Raw genomic sequence first — 22,880 nt, 5'->3', positions numbered from 1 at the left:
CGTGACATTTATTGATTAATTGTCGTCAAAAATTCGTCGCCTCAAAATTTTGACGATTTTGTGTTCATTTTACTCTCGGTAATTCATAAGAATTTTATATAAATTGGAAAGTACTGTGTCGATGGTTCAGCGTTGTTTTACCTTACTCTTAGTTGCCTTATTTACCTCTGCAAACGCTCTAGCAGCAGGAGAGGTGGAAATTTCATTTAGTCCTGCTTCTGGGAGTCATTATGAAAATGGTGAAGAAATTTCATACTCGATTGAGGTAAAAAATACAACGGCGGACACAATTGCAGATGTCTCAGTGATAAACGCGGTTTGGGATGTCATGTCGGGCGACCAAAAAGCCTTTCAGAGCGTATCGATATCAGACACTCACAGTCTAGGTTCAATCGCTGGTAGTTACGCATCTAGCAATGCGAACTTAGAAGTGACTGGCGCGACATTGCTGCCATTTGGTCGAGTTACTTATCATGTTAGCGCGACAGTGTCTCATGAGAGTGCTGAAAACATCGTATTAGGTGGCGCACAAGTAAAAGCGATGATTGCTGGGGCAGAGAATACATTCGTTGATACAACCAGCGTCACGTTTGAACCTGCAGAATACAAATACACGCTAGATGCAGCGGTAACGCCAGCTGAATATCAAGTCGCAAACGTTTTGACGTACACGCTCACCGCAAAAAATACTGGCCTGTTTGCAGTAAAAGGCTTAGACATAACCCAACCTTTTTTGTCTCTTACTGGTGAGGTTCTAAGCGGTGCCAACGCTCCAGTTTTTAGTCATGTCGAGATCAGTGCTGTCGCTTCTTCTGGGAGTAATACGGGAACATTTTCGAAAGCAGATGATTTGTCGGTAGAGAATGCGGAGCTATCCGTGGGTGGTTACATCACTTACACCATCAAAGCGACCGTTGCGAATGATCTGGTTTCTGACATTACAACTAAGGCGTCGGCGTTAACGCGCGATGGCCCTGTAGAAAGCAATGTTCTTGTCACGCCGCCAGCGACGCCGAACGTTACGCTTACCCATACACTTTTGTCTTCGACACCTTATTTAATAAACGGTAAGCTCAATTTCGAAATCAAAGTCAGTAACAACGGTGGTGCGATTGCACATGGTTACCACGTTACGCAGAACATCAACACGTCACTTACCAACAATGGCTTGGCGAACGATCTCTCGTCTGCTTTTAACAACACCGATGTGACCGGAAATCCATTCTCAACGTGGACTGTAACGGTCAACAACATTGGCTCTAACTCCTTATCTGCCTATCAAGCTAGTGGAGTTCAAACTGATGTCGATTTTGACGATACGGTGTCGATCTACCCCGGTGAGTCAATCACTTACCTAGTTGAAGCTACACTGACGCCAATCACCATTGGTACGCTTCAAGGCTTTTCTGCTGCCGTCAAAGATGAATCAGGTTCATTAGTTCAGAGCGCAAACGTCGCAGATACAGTCAATGCAGAAAAAGTGCTGAACGTTTCTGATTCCGAGATCGCCATTTCTAAAACAACCACCGCATCAGAATATGTGCCCGGTGGAAACATCGAATATGAAATTACGGTAACCAACGGTTCGTCTAAGTACTTTGCCAATAACTTATTGATTCAAGATAACTTAACTTGTGTCATGACGGAGCAAGCAGGCGGTGCAGGCGATGCGCAAGCGTTTAAAGAATGGAAAGTTGAAGTCATTTCGGGTGAGGACTCGCTTGGCTCGGATCCGGGTTCGTATAGCTATGGCTCATGGAGCTCAAATCCAATTGCTTTGACGCCCGATCTTGCTCCAGGAAAAACCGTTAAATACAAACTTACCGCAAAAACCAATGACGCTAGCATGGGCGTTATTTTGGATGACTCGACGAGCTGCGCCAACGACAACGTGACCGAAAGTGGTTCAGGGGTTCAAACTCCTGACGACAACTTGCGTGTTAGTAAAGATGTCGACAGTCGTTACTATTCATCGGGTCAAACACTCACTTACACCATCGTAGTGACTAACGATGGTGATGGCTTTGCAAACCAAGTTCAGGTCTTGGATGAACTCTCGGCGATCACTACTCAAGACATTAATGGTAATACGATCAACGCCTATTCGGATTGGACCATTACTGCAAACGCATATAAAGCAGACGGTACAGCCGCGACGGCTTCCAACACTGGTATTGTTGGGGCAGTAAAGTATCCCGACAACCTGAATGTGATTGCGACGCTTGAGCCACATTCCTACATTGAATACACCATCGTGGCAGACACTCATCCTATGGCGAATGGGCACATTCAAAACCAAGTGACGGTCGATGGCACTGTGTACGCCGACCGAGGTTCTGATCCGCGTGATTTCGCGATCGAGGTTAACAAGCGTGTTAAAACGAACACCGATACCAGTTTTGATACCAAGCAAACCTCGTATTCCAAGCTGGACAACGAAGTGACGTTTGAAATCAGTGTGAAAAATGCGAAAGAAAACGGCTATGCAACCAATGTGCAAGTCAAAGATGCGATATCAACCATCACGGCTGAAATTTTGGAGCCAGATGGCGTCACTAAGCCAGTTTTCAATGCTTGGACTATTCGTGCTGAAATCAAGTCTGACGATCCTTTGTTGAACGGCAATCCTGCTTACACCGATGTCGGCAGCTTTTCAGACAACCTTGATTTAGATACTAACGCTCAAATTCCGCCGAACGTTGAAGTGGTATACACAATTGTCGCTCAGATTGACCGTTCAAATCCGGATCAAATTCTGTACTCTCAATTCAGTAATACCGCGACGGTTAAAACGCCAGATTCTACTGTCCAGTCATCAGCATCAGACAGTGTTACGGTGTATCCAAAAGAACCTAAGATCATCGTGACTAAAACCACACCGGATGACGAGTTTATCCCCGGTGATTGGGTCACATTTACGGTCTCCATTTTCAACTTTGGTGAAGGTTATGCGAACGAAGTTCATGTAACGGACGATATTGTGGGTCTGGATGCGTTTTCTGAATGGACCATAGACGCTACGATTGATTCAAACAACTCGCCATACAAAACAGGCAGTTACGCAGGGCCTAAATCGGGTTACCCAAACAATGGAAATATTGACTCGCGTATTGATATCGACCCTAAAGTGGGTAGTGAGAAAGGCTCGGTGGTTTACGTTATTCATGGTCGAGTGAAGAACGATTATGCCAAGCAAGAGATCTCTAATACGGCGCAAGCTTATGATCCTTTAACCAATTTGAACCAGTCGTCTTCTGCACAAATTGGTGATGGTTCGAGCGACAAGCTTAATGTATCGATCTTAAAAACTGCCGATAAAGTCCGCTTTGTTCCGGGCGAAGATGTGACCTACGAAATCCGAGTTCTCAACAATGGTTCGCACACTGAAACCGGGTTAAAAGTCGTTGATAAGTTGCAAGATATTTTGTCTGTATTAGCGAACGACAAAGACAATCAGTATCAAGATTATCCGGACCAAAGCCCGTTCGAATATTGGCAATTTGACTATGACGACGGTGCCGGTTTTCATTCTGTAACGACGGAGAACTTTGTGTATCCCGAAGGGGACGCTTCCAAAACAATGAGTTTGGAACCGGACGAAGTGCGTACGTTTAAAATTAAAGCGCGTGTAAAAGATAACGTCGTTGGTTCGCTAGATGAAGGGGGGAATCTCAACGATAAAATTGCCAATGATGCATACATCTATCGCGATCTTGGTGAGGTAACGGAAACTTCTCACATTTCACACCATGAAATGAAAAAGGCATACAACGGCGAGAATGTCACGCGCAAGCTATTGGTGAATGGAGTCGAATCTCGTTTTTACTCACCAGGTGATACGTTGACCTATTTAGTGACGGTATCGTCTCAAACAGGTTACGTGAACGACCATACTGTGAGAGAAAACATCACTGACGTGACGACACAATTGCTCGATGGGTCAACTGCAACGCCCTTCGCGTCTGGTTTTTCCGTTGATGTATCGAAAAGCGATGCCCACGGCGGTGATGGCACAACCGATGGTACGCTCGATGGCACGGTAGCAAACAATCAAAACATCTCAACCGTTATTGATGTGGCGGGTGGGGACTCAGTCACATACCAAGTCGAAGGCGTCGTTCGTGAAGAGTCGGTAGGTAACATTACCATCGGCGGTATCACCGTTATTCCAAACAGCTACCATCTTTCATTCAGCAAAACCGTGGATGAAGCAAGCTATGAGCCGGGTCAGCCATTGGTCTATCGCCTAACGATTGAAAACGATGGTAAGGGGAACGCGTACAATATTCCTGTGGTGGATCGCTTATCCAACATCACGGTGGAACTTGTTGATGGAACAAGTGAAAAGGCGTTTGATTCGGGCTGGACTATCGAGCAGAACATCGTCAGTGGTAGCGATAAAGCCATTCTCGATCTTGATGGTTCAGTTGAAAATAATCGAGATATCGACACGCATGCCTCCATCCCCGCGGGCACTACAATTGAGTACAAAGTGACGGCGACGGTAAACAACAATGCAGTCGGTGAAATCCTCAACTTGTTGACCGTTGACGGCGATACTGTCAGTGCGAAGACGAAAGCATCGGCAGAGAAATACGACTTCGAAAAACACATTACCCGCTTCTTAGATCAAGACGGTGTTACTTCATTGAGCGGCGGTTACACGCCGGGCGGCTACATTGAGTATGAAATATCGCTCGTTAACCTTAACAACGTGCACATGCAAAACATGCCGATTAAGGATGAACTTAGCGCAATCAAAACCCAATACTTAGATGGCTCGATGGGTGCTGCGTTTGACTCTTGGACCATCACGACTCAAACCGATACCAGTGGTATCAGTGAGCCGGGGTCGGTCACGGATAACCGCGATATTGACACCCAGTTTAACCTTGCAGCAAATAGTTTCGCTGTTGGCGGCACTTTCATCAAATATACGGTGAAAGCAAAGATCAGCGAGAAAGCGGTTGGCCAAATCTTAAACGTGGCGGTTATCGATAACAGTCATAACCTAGTTGCTGAGCCAGCCAACATGCTGCCTTCTGAGGTAAGCAAATCCCATAAAGCGTACACGGATTCGTCTTTATCAAGCGAAAAGCTGACGTACAATCACACGTCTAGTGGTGAAAATATCGTGTACCGTCTGCGCCTCCAAAACAATGGTAAAGGACAGGAGTACAACAAATCACTGCAAGAGTTATTCTCTAGCATCAAAGTCCGAGTGGCACAAAATGCGGCTGGAGAATCAGACGCGCAGAGTTTACCTGCGTTTGCTGCGCACGGATGGGAAGTGAGCGTGAACACTTCTGGTGAAGCAACGACGGATATCGGCGGCTTTGTTGGTGGTGCAAATGCGGATATCGATATTCCAGTTCTATCCATTGCGCCGGGCGGTTGGATCGAGTTTGTGATGAAGTCACGTATTCGCCCAGACGCTTTGGATCAAATTGCTTCGACGCCGAAATACGACGGCACGAACTTCGCGACAGCTCGCGTGACACCGGAAGGCAGCAATCTAGCTGTTAACAAAGAGATCGTTTCGATTGCTGGTAAACCTTACGCAGCGGGAGATACTTATAAACCAGAAGATGAGGTGGTGTATAAGTTTACGGTGACCAACACCGAACCTGTATGGCGTGATGAGGCCGCGATTCAAGACATCATCTCTAATGTTCGCGTTGAAGTTATTGGTGACACAACGAAATCGGCATTTTCAGAATCTGAAATCAGCCACGTCTTTACCTCTGTTGGTACCAGTGGCACGCAAGACACCTACATCGAACCATACGATGCCACCGATGATCTGGATTTGGTGGTCGATATTGCGCCTGAAGAAGTGATCGAATTTACCGTAAAGGGGAAAGTTCGCGCTGATGCTGTTGGTGATATCGATGGAAACACCGCAAAAGCCGGCAACCAGAGTGACACAACGGAAACCATTCCTCCTATCACACCTGTTTTAGATTTCCAAAAACTGGTGCTGAACACGACCGCCGACAGCAGTACGTGTACGTTCCCATCTTCGACGGGCACTGATTGTCACTACAATCCGAATGGCCAGATCCAGTATCAAGTCTCAGTCACCAACGTAGGTGAAAGTACCACTAATGGTGCCACCATTGTGGATGAACTGGACAAGATTAACACGTCTGATGGCAAACCAGCTTTTACGGATTACAGCGTCGCGATTGTCAGTGCACCGACGTCAGACCGCTTCTCCATCAATGGTCAGTATCAAGGTAATGTACCTTTAAACGCAGCATTCGATCTGATGCCAGGCGATACCGTTGTCTTTGAAATTGATGGTACGGTTGCGGCGGATGCAACGGGCGCAATAACTAACGTCGCAAAAGTTGCAGGCGTGGACAGTAATGCTGTCGTGCTTGATCCGGGAACTTCGAATCTGCTAGCGCAAAAGTCGACGGACACTCCGACGTACACGCCGGGCTCGGAAGTGCGCTATCAGATGCGAATTCGCAACGTAACCACCAATAATGAGCTGGTGGATGTGCGCGATACCATTAGTAGCTATTTGGTTGAGACCGCGGACGGCACTGAAAAAGTCGCACTGAAAGATTGGAGTGTAAGCGCGAGCGTTATCTCTGACGGTAACCCGGCGTACACCGACATCAACAACTTAAATCTCATTGCGGATAATACCGACATCGACACCACCATTCAGATGGGTGGCAAAGCGCCAGATGACACCTATACCGAGATTCTCATTGAGGTGGTAGGGCACGTACGTGATGACGCGGTTGGCGAGTTTACCAACCAGTTGCAAGGGAAGTTAAGCAGTGGCTCGCGCTATGTGACGTATAACTTACGCGAAAAAGTGATCGTTCCTGAACCGGGCAATTTGGCCGTCACGAAAATCACTACCGATCCAGCGGCTATCTACCATCCGGGCGACACTATTGGTTACGACATTGAGGTGAAAAACACTGGCAGCGGCTATGCAACTGACGTATTGATTGCGGATTTGTGGAAAACCATTCGTACTGAAAAAGCGGGTTCTGCCTTGCCTGTTCGTGCCTTTGAGGGTTGGTCGGATGTCAGCGTTAGCGTAGATGGAACGGATCCGAGCTTAACTCAAGCTGTGTCGGGCTCAGAAGTAACGGGCGATAACGGTTATCAAGTTCGTTACAATATTCACCCTGATCATAGCGTCAAGCTGCATGTAGAAGGTGTGGTCAAAGCCGATCTGGTTGGTGATATCACAAATGTGGTCGAAGTCAGTGACGCGACGAGTAAACAAGCCGCGCAAGCGACGTATGTTGCAGCTGCCGCCGATTTGAATGTGACAAAAATCGTCGATAAAACTCAGTATGAGTCTGGCGATACGTTGACGTATACGATTCAAATTGAAAACACCACGACGAACTGGGCGAACGATGTCCAAGTTAAAGACTTCGTAAACAAAATTACGGCGGCTAGTGTGACTGGTGCGGATGTGATTGCGTTTGAGTCTGGGACTATTTACATGAATGCTGAGTCTCTGAGCGGAGCCACTAAGTTCCCCGCAGCCAATGACGAGTTCATTGATGGCAGTATTGATATTGCGCCCAATGATGTGGTGACCATCACCGTAGAAGGTGAGCTTAACTCGCAAGTCGTTGGTGAGGTGACCAATACCGTTGATGTTACCTACAACGGCACCACAAAAACGGCAGAAGCGACCAGCACGGCCAAGATCCCCGAACTAACGTTTACGAAAACGCCGATGGTGGAGCATTACAGCCCAAACAAAGCGTCGGGTTACATTCTCAACATTGTCAATGAAGGCAACAACTACGCGAACGATATCAATTTGAAAGATGCCATTGGCGCGTTAACTGTCGATACGATTGATGGTTCAACCAACCAAGCATTGTTGCAATGGGCCGTTCAATATGTGGTGGGCAGTGCATTAACTACGGTCGATGCGAACTCTCTGGTGGTGGATAAAGATATTGACTACAACATCGACCTAGCACCAAATGACAGCATTACGTTGTACGTGATTGGTTTAGTGAATGCACAAGCAACTGGTGACATCGTTAACCAAGCCACACTCAGCTACAACGGCAAAGATATTCTCGCAACTGCAACGCTAAAACCTTATCCGGGCGATGTCGTTATCGAAAAATCCGCTGACGAACGATATTACCAGCCGGGAGAGTTCTCGACATTCCGAGTCAAGGTCACGAACAATGGCTCTGGTTTTGCTGCGGATGTCAAAGTGGAGGATTTGATTTCTGCATTAGAGGTTGAAACGTCTGGTGGCGCAATGGAAGCGGCATTCAACGATTGGACGATCGTGACCAGCAAAGGTGATCCTCGCACCAATATCGAAACCTTACCGGGACCAAATTCGGACATCTCGACCAATCTCGATATTGCTCCAGGAGATACGGTTGAATTTGCCATTACAGGCACGGTGAACAGCCGAGCGGTTGCCAACATTATTAACACAGCAACAGCTGAGTTTGCAGGTGCAACGACAGAAGCAACCGCAACCTTAGAAACGCTGCCTGAAGAAGTGTGGATTGAGAAAACAGCCGAATCGCCAATGTATATTCCGGGAGAAGATGCGGTATTCCACGTTCGCGTTTACAACGGAACTGATGGTTTCGATAACGACATCGCGTTAGAAGATATTTTGTCGGGCATTAAAGCCACCAACATCTATGGCGTGAGTGAGCGTGCTTTCGAGAGTTGGACGATTGAAACGACGAGCAGCGACAGCCGCACCACCATTACCCCGATGCCTGTCGATAATCAGGATATCCGTTCGATGATCGATATAGCACCGCATGACCTTGTGGAGTTCACGATCACCGCGAAGACTAACCCGTTAGCCGCGAGTGATATCACCAACACGGCAACGGCGGATCTCAACGGTACGCAGCAGCATTCAAGTGCCACTGTTCAGCCTCAATCTCAGGGGATCTCGATTGAGAAAACCGCAGACACCCAATATTACGTTCCGGGTGCAGAAGCGACGTTCCGCGTCAAAGTGAAGAACGAAGGCACAGTCCCTGCGACAGATGTGGCTGTAAAAGACGCCATTAGCAACCTTGAAGTCGTGCGTCTTGATGGTACATCGGTAAAAGCATTCGACTCTTGGCGCATTGAGGTGAATAAAGCGAATGCGGAAACAGAGATCACCAACATGCCGGGCGTGAATTCCGACATTGATTCAACGCTAACGATTGCTGCGAATGATGAAGTGGAGTTTGTGATTACAGGGTTAGTGAACCAATACGCTACTGGCGAAATTGAGAATACCGCCAGCGCCACATTCCGTGGTGAAACGCAAGATTCAACAGCGACACTGCTGGCGATGCCGGAGTCGGTCAAACTTGAAAAAACCGTTGACGATGAGTTCTACCGTCCGGGAGAGAGTGTTACTTACCACGTGGTGTTAACGAATGAATCGGGTTCATTTACTGAAGAGATGGTACTGAAAGATCTGATCTCAGAACTCAAGGTCAACACCATCAACGACACTCAAGCTGAAGCATTTACCAGTTGGCGTATGACCAGTTCATACAACGATGAACGAACCATCGTTCTGCCGCAAATTCAGGGCGACAATCTGGATGTAAACAGTCGCGTGATTCTTGCGCCAAACGACACGTTAGACATTGAGATTACCGGTGTGGTCAATGCAGACGCGATGGGCGAAATCACCAACCATGCTTACGCATACGACAAATCGGAAAGCGATGTTTTGGCAGAAGATGTCGCCATTATCAAACCGCAACCGATCATCTTATCGGTGACCAAAGTGGCCGATAAAGCGGAGTACACCAATGATGACGAAGAAATCACGTTCACGATGACGGCGACCAACCGTGGTTCTGGTGATGCAGAGAGCGTGAACTTGTTGGATGAAATCGACAAATTGATTGGTAGCAACGGTAATGCGTTGTTCACGACATGGAAAGCGACTATTACAGAGCTGAAATCTGGCGTTGTGGTCTCTGTGGATTCGGATAACAACGTCAATTCCAACCATACCTTGAAAGCATACCAAGGCAACGAGTTTGAAATCGTCGTGACAGGTGAGATCAATCAAGGCATTGATGACAACTTTACCAACGTCTTCACGGCGGCGGCATCGACGGGCGAAACGGCATCTGCGAATGTCACGATCAAAGTGAAAAAGCAGGCTTACAACGAAGGCATGCTGAAAGTCACTAAAGTGGCAAGCAAATCGGAAGCCAGTGTCGGTGAAGTCGTTGAATATGAAGTGGTGATCACCAACGAAAACGACAACCCATTCTCAGGAGTGCGTTTGGTCGACCGTTATCCTGGTGGCTTTGCTTACATTCCTGATTCTACCGAGATGGTAAATAGCGGCCCTGATGGCGTATTTGATACCTCAGACGATATTCAAATCACGGTCGAGCCAACCAAGACAAACCAGCTGTTCTTCGATGTTGGTGACATGAATATCTATGGTAAAGGCGATTCTCAAACTGCGGATGCTGTGCGCATTCGTTACCTAATGCGCGTCAGTGTCGGTGCTACCTTTGGCGTCTACACCAACACTGCATGGGCAGAAGCGCCACCAGCTGAAAGCTTCTCGGCACAGAACACCAGCACTAACTACGTGGTGAAATCGAACCTAGCGAGCGCAACCGTCGAAGTGATGCCAGACAAAGTATTCGATACCGCTTCTATCATCGGAAAGGTGTTCGAAGACCACAATGGTGATGGTTTCCAAGCCGATGCAACCGCGGACGATGTTCTCATCGACATTGACCTTGCGCTAGGTGATTACGTTCCGAACTCGACCTTCATTATCCAAGATGGCGTAGAAACTCAGCTCAAAGATGTGACGGGTAAACTGCAAGGTCAACCTGTAGTGATGTCGAGAATGGATAAAGGCTACGAAGTGGATGAGCTATATGGCTTGTCTCGTAACCGAACGCTTAAGCAGAGCAACCAAGTGGCGTTCCAATTCAAAACACGCACTCGCCAAGGCTTCTCATTCAAGGTGACCACCGATAACGGCACGCACATCGAGTTCGACCAACAAGGCAATGCGATTACCAAGCATAAAGGTGATAAGCAAAAAGGCCTGTCGGCAGAGCACATTGATGTCGAGAGAAACCTTTATCGCGACGGGGATGAGTACCTTTGGGAGATCGTCGTTGAGAACAAAGGGCTTTATGAAGACGGTATTCCGGGCGTTCGACTACTTACCGTCGAAGGCATCATTATCGAGACCGACCAATATGGTCGATACCATGTTCCAGATCAGTGGGTGTTGAATAAGAAAGGGAAGCAGTTCTTGGTCAAAGTCGACACAGACTCGCTACCAACGGGTATGAAAGTGATCAGTGAAAACCCGAAAGTACAACGAATCACACCAAACAAACTGACGAAATTTAACTTCAGTATTCAAAGCAGTGGGGATGATTAACCGTTCGTAACTTACACGTTGGCTGGGCTTGTTCTCAGCCATTGACTGCAACGGTTAAGCAAGAAAATTATGATTAGATTTAGACAATCAAAACTGACGATATGTATCGCGGCGGCGTTGCCGATCCTATCGTACGCAAAAGACACCAGCCAGTTAGAAAAACTGGGCAGTGACTCACTGGGTATTGAAGTTAATACGCATGAACAAACCGACAATTCTCGTATTTATCTGGAACAAGGTGCGATTTGGGTTAGCCGTGACATCATGCGCTTTGACCCGGTGCTGGATCTGAGCATCAGCAGCAATGTGGAAGTCAGAAACGGCAAACCTCTGCAAGAGATGAGTTTTGCTATCACCACCAACTTCAGTTACTACGTGGATCATTACCAATTAGAAGTGTATCGCGGTGGCGATCGTGGTTTGGTGTCTCCGCTGGCGGTGGTGGAAGGTCAGCAATTTGCCAACGATTTCAACATCGTTTGGGATGGCAAGACCGATCAAGACTACCAATTTGAATCCAACACGCAGCTTCTGTTTCGCTTAAAAGCGTTTGATAAAGACGGCAACATGGACGTGACAAGTGTCGGTGTGATCGATCTTGTTGAACCCGATTCTGAAGTCGACATCGACAAGCATGATGGTGAAGAAGATCAAAGCCGTAAGCTTGGCAAAGCTCAGTTGATGCGCCACAACATTCCTACCTCGGCTGGTCTGGCAAGGTTTATGGGGACGGGACTAAAAGGTGTCGACAAGGTGGTGATAGGTGAAGATGAATTTGATGTAGAAGAGGGCGAGCTTTACGCCGAGCAATACTTGCCAGCCGACGCCTATCTATTCCCAACTCGTGTGGTATTTGATAGCGGTGAAGAGCGACGTTACCAACTGTACGTGCGTATTCCGGATGAATATTGGGTACAAGCGGGTTTGGCGGATTTCTACATTGGTAAAAACAAAGTCACAGGTAATTCGGCAGCATTGGCAGTTGATGACCAATATCAAGATGATATCTATAACCAAGGTCGCTTAGCGTATTTTGGCCAAGGTAAGTTTGGTGACAAACTCCGAATCACCACCCACTTTGATACCAAAGAGAGTGACGTGCGAGACATGTTTAAGCACCCGTTTGCCTCTGATTCATCCAGCGTATTCGACATTCTCGAAGACGACGATGAAATGTATTACGGCAACTACGGTGACAGCTCGAACATCTACAAAGTGGTCAACACCAAAGGCAAAGTGTATCTCAACGTTGAATACGACAAATCCAACGTTTTGTGGGGGAACTACAACACAGGTATAACTGGTACTGACAACAACGATTACAACCGCAGCCTATATGGTTTCAAAGGTGACTATCGCACACGTTCTACCACCAAGTTCGGTGAAGATCGTCTTAACATCGTAGGCTTTGCCGCCGAATCGGATTCGCTGTTTGCGCACGATGAATTTTTAGGTACTGGCGGTTCGCTGTACTTCTTACGCCATGGCGAAGTTGTACCTGGCAGCGACAAAGTGATGGTTAAGGTGGTCGACCCAAACAGCGGCATCACCTTGCAAGAACTGCCGTTGCAGTCGGGACGTGACTATGAAGTCGACCCATACCAAGGCCGAATTATTCTAACCAAACCACTAAACAACATCATTTCTGACAACTTTGGCTCGGTCATTAACGACTCCCCAGCTGACGGTTATGACAACTATCTTGCTGTCGATTATGAATACGTGCCTCAAGGCAGTGAAGCGCTTGGTGCAATGACCGCTGGTGGACGCGTCAAAGGTTGGGTAAACGACTACATCGGTGTAGGTGCAAACTATCAAACCGAAGAAAAAGATAACCAAGACTATGAAGCGTACGGCACAGACTTAACGCTACGAGCATCAGAAGGCACCTATTTGAAAGCCGAGTTCGGCCACAGTAAAGGTCGTCAAACCGATTCTAACTATGTCTCTTTCGATGGCGGTTTAACCTTTACGCCTATTGGTGGCAGTGCGGATGATCGTGAAGGTGACTCTTATCAAGTGAAAGGTGTGATGAACCTCTACGATATCGCCCCGAGCGTGTTTTCTGCTGTGGGTAACGATGTTAAAGCTTGGTACAAATCTAAAGATGCAGGTTACAGCTACGCAAGCCAAGATGACGATTTAGAACAAGAATCTTATGGTACGGAAATCCGTCTTCAAGCAACGGATCGTGTTGCGGTGAAAACTCGATTTACTTCGATGGAAGAGCGTGAGTCCGACGGCACACTAAGAACGGATTCTCAACAGGCAGAACTGGAAACTCAGGTCAAAGTGACCAAACACATTAAGATTTCCGCAGCAGGTAAACAGGTCGAAGAGCTAAACAACGAAGACGAAAAAGGCAAAGGCACCTTAGCGGGCCTGCGTGCCGATTACATTTGGGATAGCGACAACAATGTTTACATCAAAGGGCAAAAAACCGTTGGAAAAACCGATGAGTACGATGAGAACGACAGCGTCACTATTGGTGGTGAAACGCGTATTTTAGAAGACTTCGTCGTCGGCGCAGAATACACCACGGGCGATCGTGGCGATGCGGCTGAAGCCAGCGTGACTTATGATGTGACGGAAGACTACAGCACTTACTTAACCTATGTCGATGACAGCTACGAAGGCAAAAACAACGTGATTGTCGGTCAACGTGCAGATCTGACTTCTACGGTCGATTTCTACCAAGAAAACCAATTTGTGGATGAGAACAACGGCAAAGGTCGCATCGATTCATTCGGCTTTGGCTACGACATGAACGACGACATCGACATGGGTATCGGCTATCAGAAAGGCGAAATCGAGGATGATCAAAACATCACCACCGAGCGCCAAGCGGTGAGTGTAAGCACCTCGATTGATGTCGATGATGTGTTGTTCAAGAACAAAGTGGAATATCGTGTCGATAAGACAGATGACTCTGCTGACCCAGACAAAAAACGCATCGACCAATGGGTGACGACCAACCGTTACACTCATCATCTGACGGAAGAGTACACCTTATTCGGTAAGTTCAATTACTCACGCTCAGAAAGCAAATCGAGCGACAAAATGTTGGCTCGTTTTATTGAGTCGACCGCTGGATTGGCGTATCGCCCAATTTACAACGATCGTTTGAATTTGTTGTCGCGCTACACCTACTTAGTGGACTTCGACCAACTCAATCGCGATGTGGATTACAAAGATGAAGAAAGCCATATCATTGAAGTGGAAGGTATCTATTCACTTGATGCCAACTGGGATTTAGGCGCGAAATACGCATTCAAAAACAAGCATGAACTCTTCACTCGTCAATCGGGTGAAGACATTCTGGTTGACAGCAAAATCTCATTGTACGGCTTAAGTGCTTCTTACCGAGTGATGAAAGAGTGGGACGTGACAGGCGAGTACCATTGGAAGACCGATTCGACCTACGATGAGTTAGAGCAAGGTGCGCTGATTTCGGTGAACAAACATCTTGGTGATAACTTCAAAGTCGGCGTCGGCTATAACTTCTCAGGCTTTGACAGCAACCTTGCGAATGATGATGACTACGACGCATCAGGCGTGTTCATTAACCTAGTTGGCAAGTTATAAGAGGGTCACATGAAAACGACGATTCGCTTGTTGAGCGGTATTATGATTGGTGCATTGTTAGCAGGTTGCGCTACCGAGACTTACGTGAGCCAAGAAAACCGAGAGAAATTCTCCGATGTGAATGTCTCTAAATTTCTTATTAGTGAGTGTTTGGCGCCGCAGCGAGAAATTCATATTGCCGTTGCAGAGCACTTTGATTTCGACAAATTCAAGATCCGTGAAGCAGATGCGACAAGTCTGGATGCGTTTATTCGCGATATTCAAGGTTTAAGCGGACGCATTACCATTGTCGGTCACACTGATTACAAAGGTTCAAACGAGTACAACGACGCGCTTTCTCTACGCCGAGCACAATCCGTTGCGGCGTACCTCAAACAGCAGCTTGATCCCACTTTTTATGATTGGGAGATCAAGCACTTTGGCGAGACTCAACCGCTTACGCTCGATACTTCAGAGCAAGCGCGTGCTGAAAACCGCCGAGCGTACGTCATGTTTGAGGAGGCGCAAAAATATGATGAGATGCCATTCTGCGAACCTCCAAAGCCAGAGCGTAAGGTTTATATGACCATGACGCCACACTTCGACTTTGATCAGTCAGAGTTGAAAGCTGAAGATCTCACTCAGCTCGATGATTTCATTGAACAGTTACAAGGGTTAGAAGGCAGCATTTTGGTTGCAGGACACACTGATCAAGTCGGCTCGCTTTCTTACAATGAAAAATTGGCAGAGCGACGAGCTCAAACTGTGGTCGAATATCTCAAGACCAAACTTGATGCGTCGCGGCTTGTTTGGGAGGTCAAAGCGTTTGGTGAACTGCAACCGGTCATAAATCAAACGACTTCGGAAGCAAACGCACTGAATCGACGTGCCTTTATCGTATTTAAAGAGAGTGAACACGGACAACTGACAGAATAATTTGTTATGGTTACCCATTACTATTCGAAAGATAATAAGTCTGTAACAAGGGAGCTGGGTAATGGAGAAAGTGCAGTTGGTCGTCGATTTTCTTCTCACGCACAAAATGCTGTTTACCACATTAATTTTGTTTTTTATGTGGTTGGTACGTCGTTCAATTTTGTCGATGATTCGCGGTGATCATGCCTTTTTAACCGAAGATCAACGCAGTTGGATGTCGAGAACCAAAAACGGTACGTTTGCGTTCACATTGCTGATCCTGTTTATCCTCTGGCAATCAGAAATCAGTGAGTTCGCGCTCAGTGTTACAGCGATTGCGGTTGCTATTGTGGTGGCATCGAAAGAGATCATTTTGTGTTTTACAGGCTCGATTCAACGTGCAAGTTCGCGCTCGTTTCGAGTGGGTGATTGGATTGAAGTGGGGAAGTTGTGTGGCGAGGTGATCGAACACAACATGATGGCGACGGTGATTCAAGAGATCGATTTGCATCACGGGCAATACCATTACACGGGTAAAACCGCGACGTTGCCGAATAGTATGTTTTTCACCTATCCGGTTAAAAACCTCAACTTCATGAAGCGTTATGTTTACCATAATTTCACGATTGTGGTGAAAGACTTCGTCAACCTGTATCCGCTACTGACACCGTTAACGGACAAAATTGATGAGCATTGCAGTTACTTTAATGATGTGGCACATCGTTACAATGCCATGATCGAGAAGCATGCCGGTGTCGATCTGCCGGGTGCAGAGCCGCACATCCACATTTCAAGTCATATTAATGGTGAGCAGATTGTGCATGTGATGATCTTCTGCCCGACAGATAAGGCGAACCATTTAGAACATTTGATTCGTCAGGACTTTATGGAGCTTTACGAGCAGCGTTTTCCTGCTTCGAATGATGAATCGAACGACGCTGCCTTCAACTAACTCGCATTAAAAAGAAACCCGCTGCTTCGGAGTAAACTCCCAAAGAGCGGGTTTCTTTTTTCGCTTATCTTTACGCCAAGCTATCGGAACTTGCTTTTGAGCATCAGGAACAAGAAGTAGGTACTACCGATAATCGCGACTAACGTACCTGCTGCAATTTGGCTCGGGTAAATGGCGATTTGCCCTAACCAATCCGCCCAAACCATAAGCGTTGCACCAATTAAACTGCCAACGAATAATTGTTCTTTGATCTTTCTTGCTCCTAGCATCATCGCCATGTGTGGTGCGACCAAGCCAACAAAGGAAACGGGGCCGACCGTCGCCGTTGAAAATGCACACAGCAGAGCAACGATAACAAGCAAAATCGTGTTCGCAGAAGATGGATTCAGCCCACGCGCGTTAGAAAACGCTCGACCAATAGAAATCAGCGTTAGCCAACGTGACAACGCAAACACAATCGCTAAAAGCACCAACACGGCGATAAGCAACATCAATGCACTAGTACTGGTGACGCGATACGTTGAGCCCGTGAGCCAGAGCAAAATTTTGTAACTTTCCCCAGAGCCTTGCGCCAACGCAAACTGCACGAGAGCTTGTAATAGGGCGCTAAGGGCAATACCCGAGAGTACAAAATTAGAAGGGTTAAAGTGGCTGCGTTTCCCGATAATGAGCAGCAGCATCAATACGGTCAGACTGCCCAGAAAAGCGACGCCCCAGTTAAATGCGGCGAGTACAGAGCCAACCATCACACCAGTGATGATAATGGCAAAGGTTGCGCCGGATGACACACCGAGAATGTCTGGGCTCGCGAGTGGGTTGTACACGATGCGCTGCAAAATGATCCCTGCAATGGAAAGGGCAACACCTACTGAAATCGCGCTGATCATGCGTGGCCACCGCAGTTGCCATTGGAACTCGCCAGGAATCGCAAACTCAATACCACTAATGCCGTGCGTAACAAATGAGTACGCCAGAATGCCGATGATCCCCATTACTGCAATGCCCCAAACTGCTGCGTTCGATAGAGCCGTTTTTCCTTGGCTCATCGACAAGTTCAGCTGATCCGTAGCTGTCAGTTTCTTGCGAGTAAACCAGATCAACGCAGGTGCACCAATGGCCGCCGCCGCCACACCGCTTGGGATGGTTTCTTCTAACAACAAACTGAGATAAATCGCCGCAGAATCGGTGATAAGCAGCAACGCAGCGCCAAGCAACATGCTGCTGATGAGTTCATCGCGTGGCGTTCTCGCTCCCATTGCGCGGGCGATGTTTGGTGTTAACAAGCCGATAAAACTGATGATACCAACCGCAGTGATTGAGGCTGATACTAGCCAAATACCCATCACCATTAACGCCCCAAACGCGGGTAATACCGCTAAGCCTCGGGCTGCTGCGCCTTCTTGTCCCAGTTTCATTAAGGTCAGAATACGTGGTGCGACAATCAAAATGACGATTGCGATAGTAGAACGTGGCAGCAACCATTCAAACCAATCCCAACTGTATTGTGAAAGGTCGCCCGCTCCCCACATAAAGATGTTTTGAGCAAACTGTGCATTGAGAATAATTAGAGCTGTCGCGATGGAGCCAAGCAAAATGTTGATGACCATACCGGAGACCACTAAGGGTAACCCCGTCATATTGCGCACACCAGCGATCGAAATGATCAAACCAAACGCGACCAAAGCACCTGCCATTGCAGCGAAAGCGGAATAGTCGGCCACCCAGTCAACAAACCAAATGTTAACGATGACCAGCGCAAGCCAAGCACCGGAAGAGGTGCCCAAGGTCAGCGGTGAGGTGAGGTTGTTTTGCGTTAACTGCTGCATCAAACTGCCAGTCAGCCCGAGCATTGCACCAACCAATAGCGTGATGCTCAATCGAGGTAACTGAGACTGCATAAAGAAAACGTCACGAAATTCGCTGGCGCTTTCTGGTTGAGTGAACACCTGCCATTGTTCACTCAATGACAAGCTCGTATCAATTTGTAAGCTCAATAGGCTAAGCAACGCAATCAGCGCGACATAGCCAATGTACGGTTTCGTTCTCATTGTTTTGGTGCCAGTTCAATTAAGCTGTCGGTAATGGCTTCTGCCATGTATTGCAAAGACATCGCGCCGCCGTAGGCCCACACCGCTCTTACCGAATTTACGCGCTGTTTTTTCACGAATGGCATCGCTTGCCAAAGTGGTGAGCTGTTCAACTTGCTCTCTTGCGGGAAAGGCTGCACGTAAAGTACGTAGCTTTGTTTAAGGTTTTGTAAGCGGTTGATGCGATCTTGTTTGATGCCCCAAGCGCGCGCAGAAACTTGGATAGGGTTGGTTAACCCAAGCTGCTCAACCACATAGTCAGTGGTCGAATTTTCCGTTGATAGCAGAACAGAATTGGGTGTCGAGAAGCGCATTACCAACACGTCTAATGGGGCAGAATAATGCTGACGAATCTTGTCACGCAGTTGTTTGAATGAGTCATTGAGTTTTGCCAGTTTTTGTTCCGCTAACTCTTGTTTATCAAACAGCGCACCTAGCGTACGAAAATGCTTGATTGCGGTTTGAGCCGCGGCTTCGTTTTGCGAAAAATTCGGCAAATACACCACCGGCGCGATTTGTCTGAGCAGGGGAATCAAATCTTGCTGGGGAGAAGCTGCTAGGATCACATCGGGTTTCAAACTCGCGATTTTCTCTAAATTAGGTTCGGCGCGAGTGCCGATATCCTCAATGGATTCTGGTGCGTAAGGATTCACTACCCACTGGCGATAACCCGGCAAGTTAGGCGCAGCAATGGGCTCGATGTCCAACGCGAGCACTTGCTCCAAAATGTCCCAGTTGAGAACCACGACGCGTTGCGGCACTTGCTCAAAAGTCACCGCTCCGTACGCATCATGAACGGTAATGTCTGCGTTCGCACGTGCAATCATCATTGTAAAAAGTAGAGTCGTGGAGCTTAGTTGCTTGAGAAATCGAACCATCATGCACATACCACCGCCACCTTCTGGCTAGCAAGTGTGTCCGCGGGCGTTGGATGGTCAATGAGCTTAATTGGTGATTCGTAAAGTGCAGACAAACGCGCTTCATCAAGTAGCATTTCGGCGTTGCCTTCAAAGGCAATTTGACCTTTTTTGAGCGCAACTATGTGGGTTGCGTAGCGCAGTGCTAAGTTCAAATCGTGCAGGATCACGATAATGCCTACGTTCTCGGTTCGATTCAGCTCTGCCAGTAGCGCCATCAGTTGAAATTGATGGTGAACATCGAGCGCGGAGGTCGGTTCATCTAGGATCAAAATCGGTGATTGTTGAGCCAACAGCATAGACACCCAAGCGCGTTGGCGCTCACCGCCCGATAAATCGTCCGCTAATGCTTGAGCAAACGGAGCTACGCCAGTGCGAGCCATGGCTTCAGCGATAATCTGTTTGTCTTCAGGTTTCCAACGACCAAGTGCGCCACGCCACGGAAAGCGGCCTAAGCGCACTAGCTCTTCTACCGTTAAACCAGCCGAGGAGGGCAGCTTTTGTGGCAAATAGGCTATCTGCTTTGCCAGCTCTTTGGTTTTGAGTGATGAAAGGGAAGTGTCATTTAATGCTACCGTGCCTTTATCTGGTGACATTTGACCAGAAAGCAGGTTCACCAGTGTCGATTTGCCTGAACCGTTATGGCCCAAAACGACAGTCAGTTCATTCGTTGGGATGTTAAGTTGGTCGATGCCGAGGATCTGACGTCCACCTCGAACGATCTCAATATTAGACAGTTGAAACATGGATGGCTCTCAGGAGAAAACTCCCCTCAAGAGAGGGGAGTAGAAAGTTCAATTACCAGCGGTAGTTTGCGTTTAGCATGACAGAGCGAGACTGGCCGTAGTAACACCAGTAATCGCAACCTGATACAAATTCTTTATCCAGAATGTTGTTCACGTTTAGCTGTGCTTGCCACTGTGAAGTGATGTCGTAAGTGACCGATGCATCCCAAAGAGTCACTGAAGGAACGGTTAGGTTCGAGCTCTTAGGGTTATCTTTAGATTCGCCCACATAACGGACACCAGTACCGATGTTTAGGCCTGGAATTAGGCTGTACGCGCTGTAGTCTACCCATGCCGAAGCTTGGTGTTCAGGAATAAGCGCGGCTTGTTTTTTGCCTTTGCCAAAGCTTTCGTCTGTTTTCGCTTTGGTGTAGGTGTAGCTTGCCATCAGTTTTAGATCGTCGGTTAGCTGCGCCGTGCTTTCAAGCTCAATACCTTGAGAAGTCACTTCACCCGTTTGTGTCGCGATCCATGTTGATGGGTTGGTCACCAACGCGTTCTTTTGCGTAATGTCGAACCATGCTAGGTTGATAAAGCCATCCATAAAGCTTGGCTCATACTTCACACCCACTTCTACTTGCTCGCCTTCTAGCGGTTTGTAAAGCTCATTGGTTGCCGCATCAATGGTGCTGATCACTTCAAACGACTGAGAGTAGTTTGCGTAAGGTGACAAACCATTGTTTGCAAGGAACATCACACCCGCGCTGAGAGACAACTGACCATCATCACGAGATTCGTTTTGATCAACGCCTGCGCCTTTGCCAGAGTTTTCTGTTTTCACCCAGTCGTAACGAGCCCCCACGTTACCAATCCATTGTTCATGCAGTTTCAATTGGTATTGTGAGTAGACACTTGCTTGAGATTTCTCAATCTCACGTTTCACGTTCTTTGAAGGATCAAGTGGATTGAAGTTGCCGTAAACTGGGTTCCACGGGTTGATGGTGCCAAACGCGTAGTTGTCCTGTTCGTCGCCATCGGTTTTGTGGAATTGCAGATCCATACCGACAAGCACAGTGTGTTCTGCGTTATCTGTCATCCAGTTGCCGACAGCATTGTTATCGAACGTGATGCTCTGGTTTTTGCCGTCACGGAATACGATGCCTTGCGTTAATTCTTCTTTCGCTGGATCGTTGTTTGAGAACGCGTAAGAGCTGCGCAAGTACAACTCATTCGAACCGTAGTTGAGGTTTTGCGAGAATGACCACGTGTCATTGATGTCGTGCTCTAGCAAGTAACCTAGAGAGAACTGCGTGCGTTCGTATTTATCGTAGTTTGGCTGACCAAGGTTAGTCGAAGGATCGATTTTGCCAAAGTTAGAACCAATCAGAGTGCCTGCCGCTGGGAAAAATGGGTTGGTTGGCACACCGTCATCACGAAGGTAAGTGGCCAAAACGGTCAGCATTGTGCGGTCAGAAATGTCGAACTCGACGCTTGGCGCTAGATAAAAACGCTCGTTGTTGGTGCCGTCCAGTTCGCCATCTTGGCTTGTCATCAGGCCAACCAAACGGTAGCGGATTGTGCCATCGTCGTTTGCTTCATCAGCAATGTCAAAACCCACAGACTGGTGTTGGTTGTTGCCCACTTCGACTTTTACTTCGCCTTGAGGCGTAAACGTTGGTTTTTTCTGTACTGCATTCACGATACCGCCTGGTGCCGATTCACCAAACAGAATAGCTGATGGGCCTTTAACCACTTCCACACTTTCTAGGCCGTAAGGTTCGACTAACCATGTGTAGTAACCGTCGCGGAATAGGCGGTTGCCGTTTAGGTAAGTCGCAGCATCAAAACCGCGAACTTTGAACCAATCGGTGTCGTTGTCGGCGCCATAAGGCTGAGCGGTTACGCCAGATGTGTAGCGTAATGCTTCGTCCAATTTTTGCGGTGCACGAACGCGAAGTTCGTCTTCAGAGATAATAGAAACGCTGCGTGGTGTTTCTGCCGCTGGTGTTTCTACTTTTAACGCTTGTGCTGTGACGGTGATGGTTTCCATCGCGGTAACGTCATCTTGTGCGTTCGCTGAAAGCGCAACCACTGCTACTGTAGGCGCAATCGCGCAAACCATTGCTTTACGGATCGCAACGGTCAGTAAGTTATTTTTCGTCATAAATACATTCCCGACAATTATATTTAACAAGAAGCTTAATTGTAATTATTATCATTTGAACTTTTGTTTCGGTATTTTACTGACTTTCGTATCAAAAGATAGTAAAACGTCCGCAAATTTATTCGCGGTAACCAAAGTAG

8 protein-coding genes are annotated in these 22,880 nt (G+C 47.5%); 4 read left to right on the top strand and 4 right to left on the bottom strand.

Features of this window, described 5'->3' with window-relative positions:
• Positions 1 to 121 precede the first annotated feature (121 nt).
• The 4 genes from ACF8OV_RS23330 to ACF8OV_RS23315 all read left to right on the top strand — a co-directional run bounded on the left by ACF8OV_RS23330 (position 122) and on the right by ACF8OV_RS23315 (position 16,847).
• Positions 122 to 11,416 carry a DUF11 domain-containing protein gene (locus tag ACF8OV_RS23330; protein ID WP_203504284.1) on the top strand — a complete coding sequence of 3,765 codons (11,295 nt, stop codon included), beginning with the start codon at positions 122 to 124 and terminating at the stop codon, positions 11,414 to 11,416.
• 69 nt (positions 11,417 to 11,485) lie between these two features.
• On the top strand, positions 11,486 to 15,001 hold the full coding sequence (locus tag ACF8OV_RS23325) for a DUF481 domain-containing protein (protein WP_258495867.1): 3,516 nt from the start codon (positions 11,486 to 11,488) through the stop codon (positions 14,999 to 15,001).
• Positions 15,002 to 15,010: 9 nt separating this feature from the next.
• Entirely contained in the window at positions 15,011 to 15,916 is a 906-nt protein-coding gene (locus ACF8OV_RS23320; protein WP_025621915.1) for an OmpA family protein, read from the top strand.
• A 61-nt stretch (positions 15,917 to 15,977) separates the two neighbouring features.
• A complete protein-coding gene (locus ACF8OV_RS23315; protein WP_140083892.1) occupies positions 15,978 to 16,847 on the top strand; it encodes a mechanosensitive ion channel family protein in 870 nt (289 codons plus the stop codon).
• Positions 16,848 to 16,927: 80 nt separating this feature from the next.
• Here the strand turns inward: ACF8OV_RS23315 and fhuB are convergent, their stop codons facing one another.
• From fhuB to ACF8OV_RS23295, 4 genes are read right to left on the bottom strand one after another with little or no spacing between them, the layout of a single operon-like run.
• Positions 16,928 to 18,895 carry a Fe(3+)-hydroxamate ABC transporter permease FhuB gene (gene fhuB, locus ACF8OV_RS23310; protein WP_140083893.1) on the bottom strand — a complete coding sequence of 656 codons (1,968 nt, stop codon included), beginning with the start codon at positions 18,893 to 18,895 and terminating at the stop codon, positions 16,928 to 16,930.
• On the bottom strand, positions 18,892 to 19,821 hold the full coding sequence (locus ACF8OV_RS23305) for an iron-siderophore ABC transporter substrate-binding protein (protein ID WP_203504259.1): 930 nt from the start codon (positions 19,819 to 19,821) through the stop codon (positions 18,892 to 18,894). The genes fhuB and ACF8OV_RS23305 overlap by 4 nt, the downstream gene beginning before the upstream one ends.
• Positions 19,812 to 20,597 (bottom strand): ABC transporter ATP-binding protein, encoded by a 786-nt coding sequence (locus ACF8OV_RS23300; protein ID WP_005478119.1) that lies wholly within the window; start codon positions 20,595 to 20,597, stop codon positions 19,812 to 19,814. The genes ACF8OV_RS23305 and ACF8OV_RS23300 overlap by 10 nt, the downstream gene beginning before the upstream one ends.
• Positions 20,598 to 20,649: 52 nt before the next feature.
• Entirely contained in the window at positions 20,650 to 22,740 is a 2,091-nt protein-coding gene (locus ACF8OV_RS23295; RefSeq protein WP_015313544.1) for a TonB-dependent siderophore receptor, read from the bottom strand.
• Positions 22,741 to 22,880 lie beyond the last annotated feature (140 nt).

The organism is Vibrio sp. GLN_1 (genome assembly GCF_043106015.1).
GTDB lineage: Bacteria > Pseudomonadota > Gammaproteobacteria > Enterobacterales > Vibrionaceae > Vibrio > Vibrio parahaemolyticus.
This window is presented reverse-complemented; position numbering and strand designations above follow the sequence as displayed.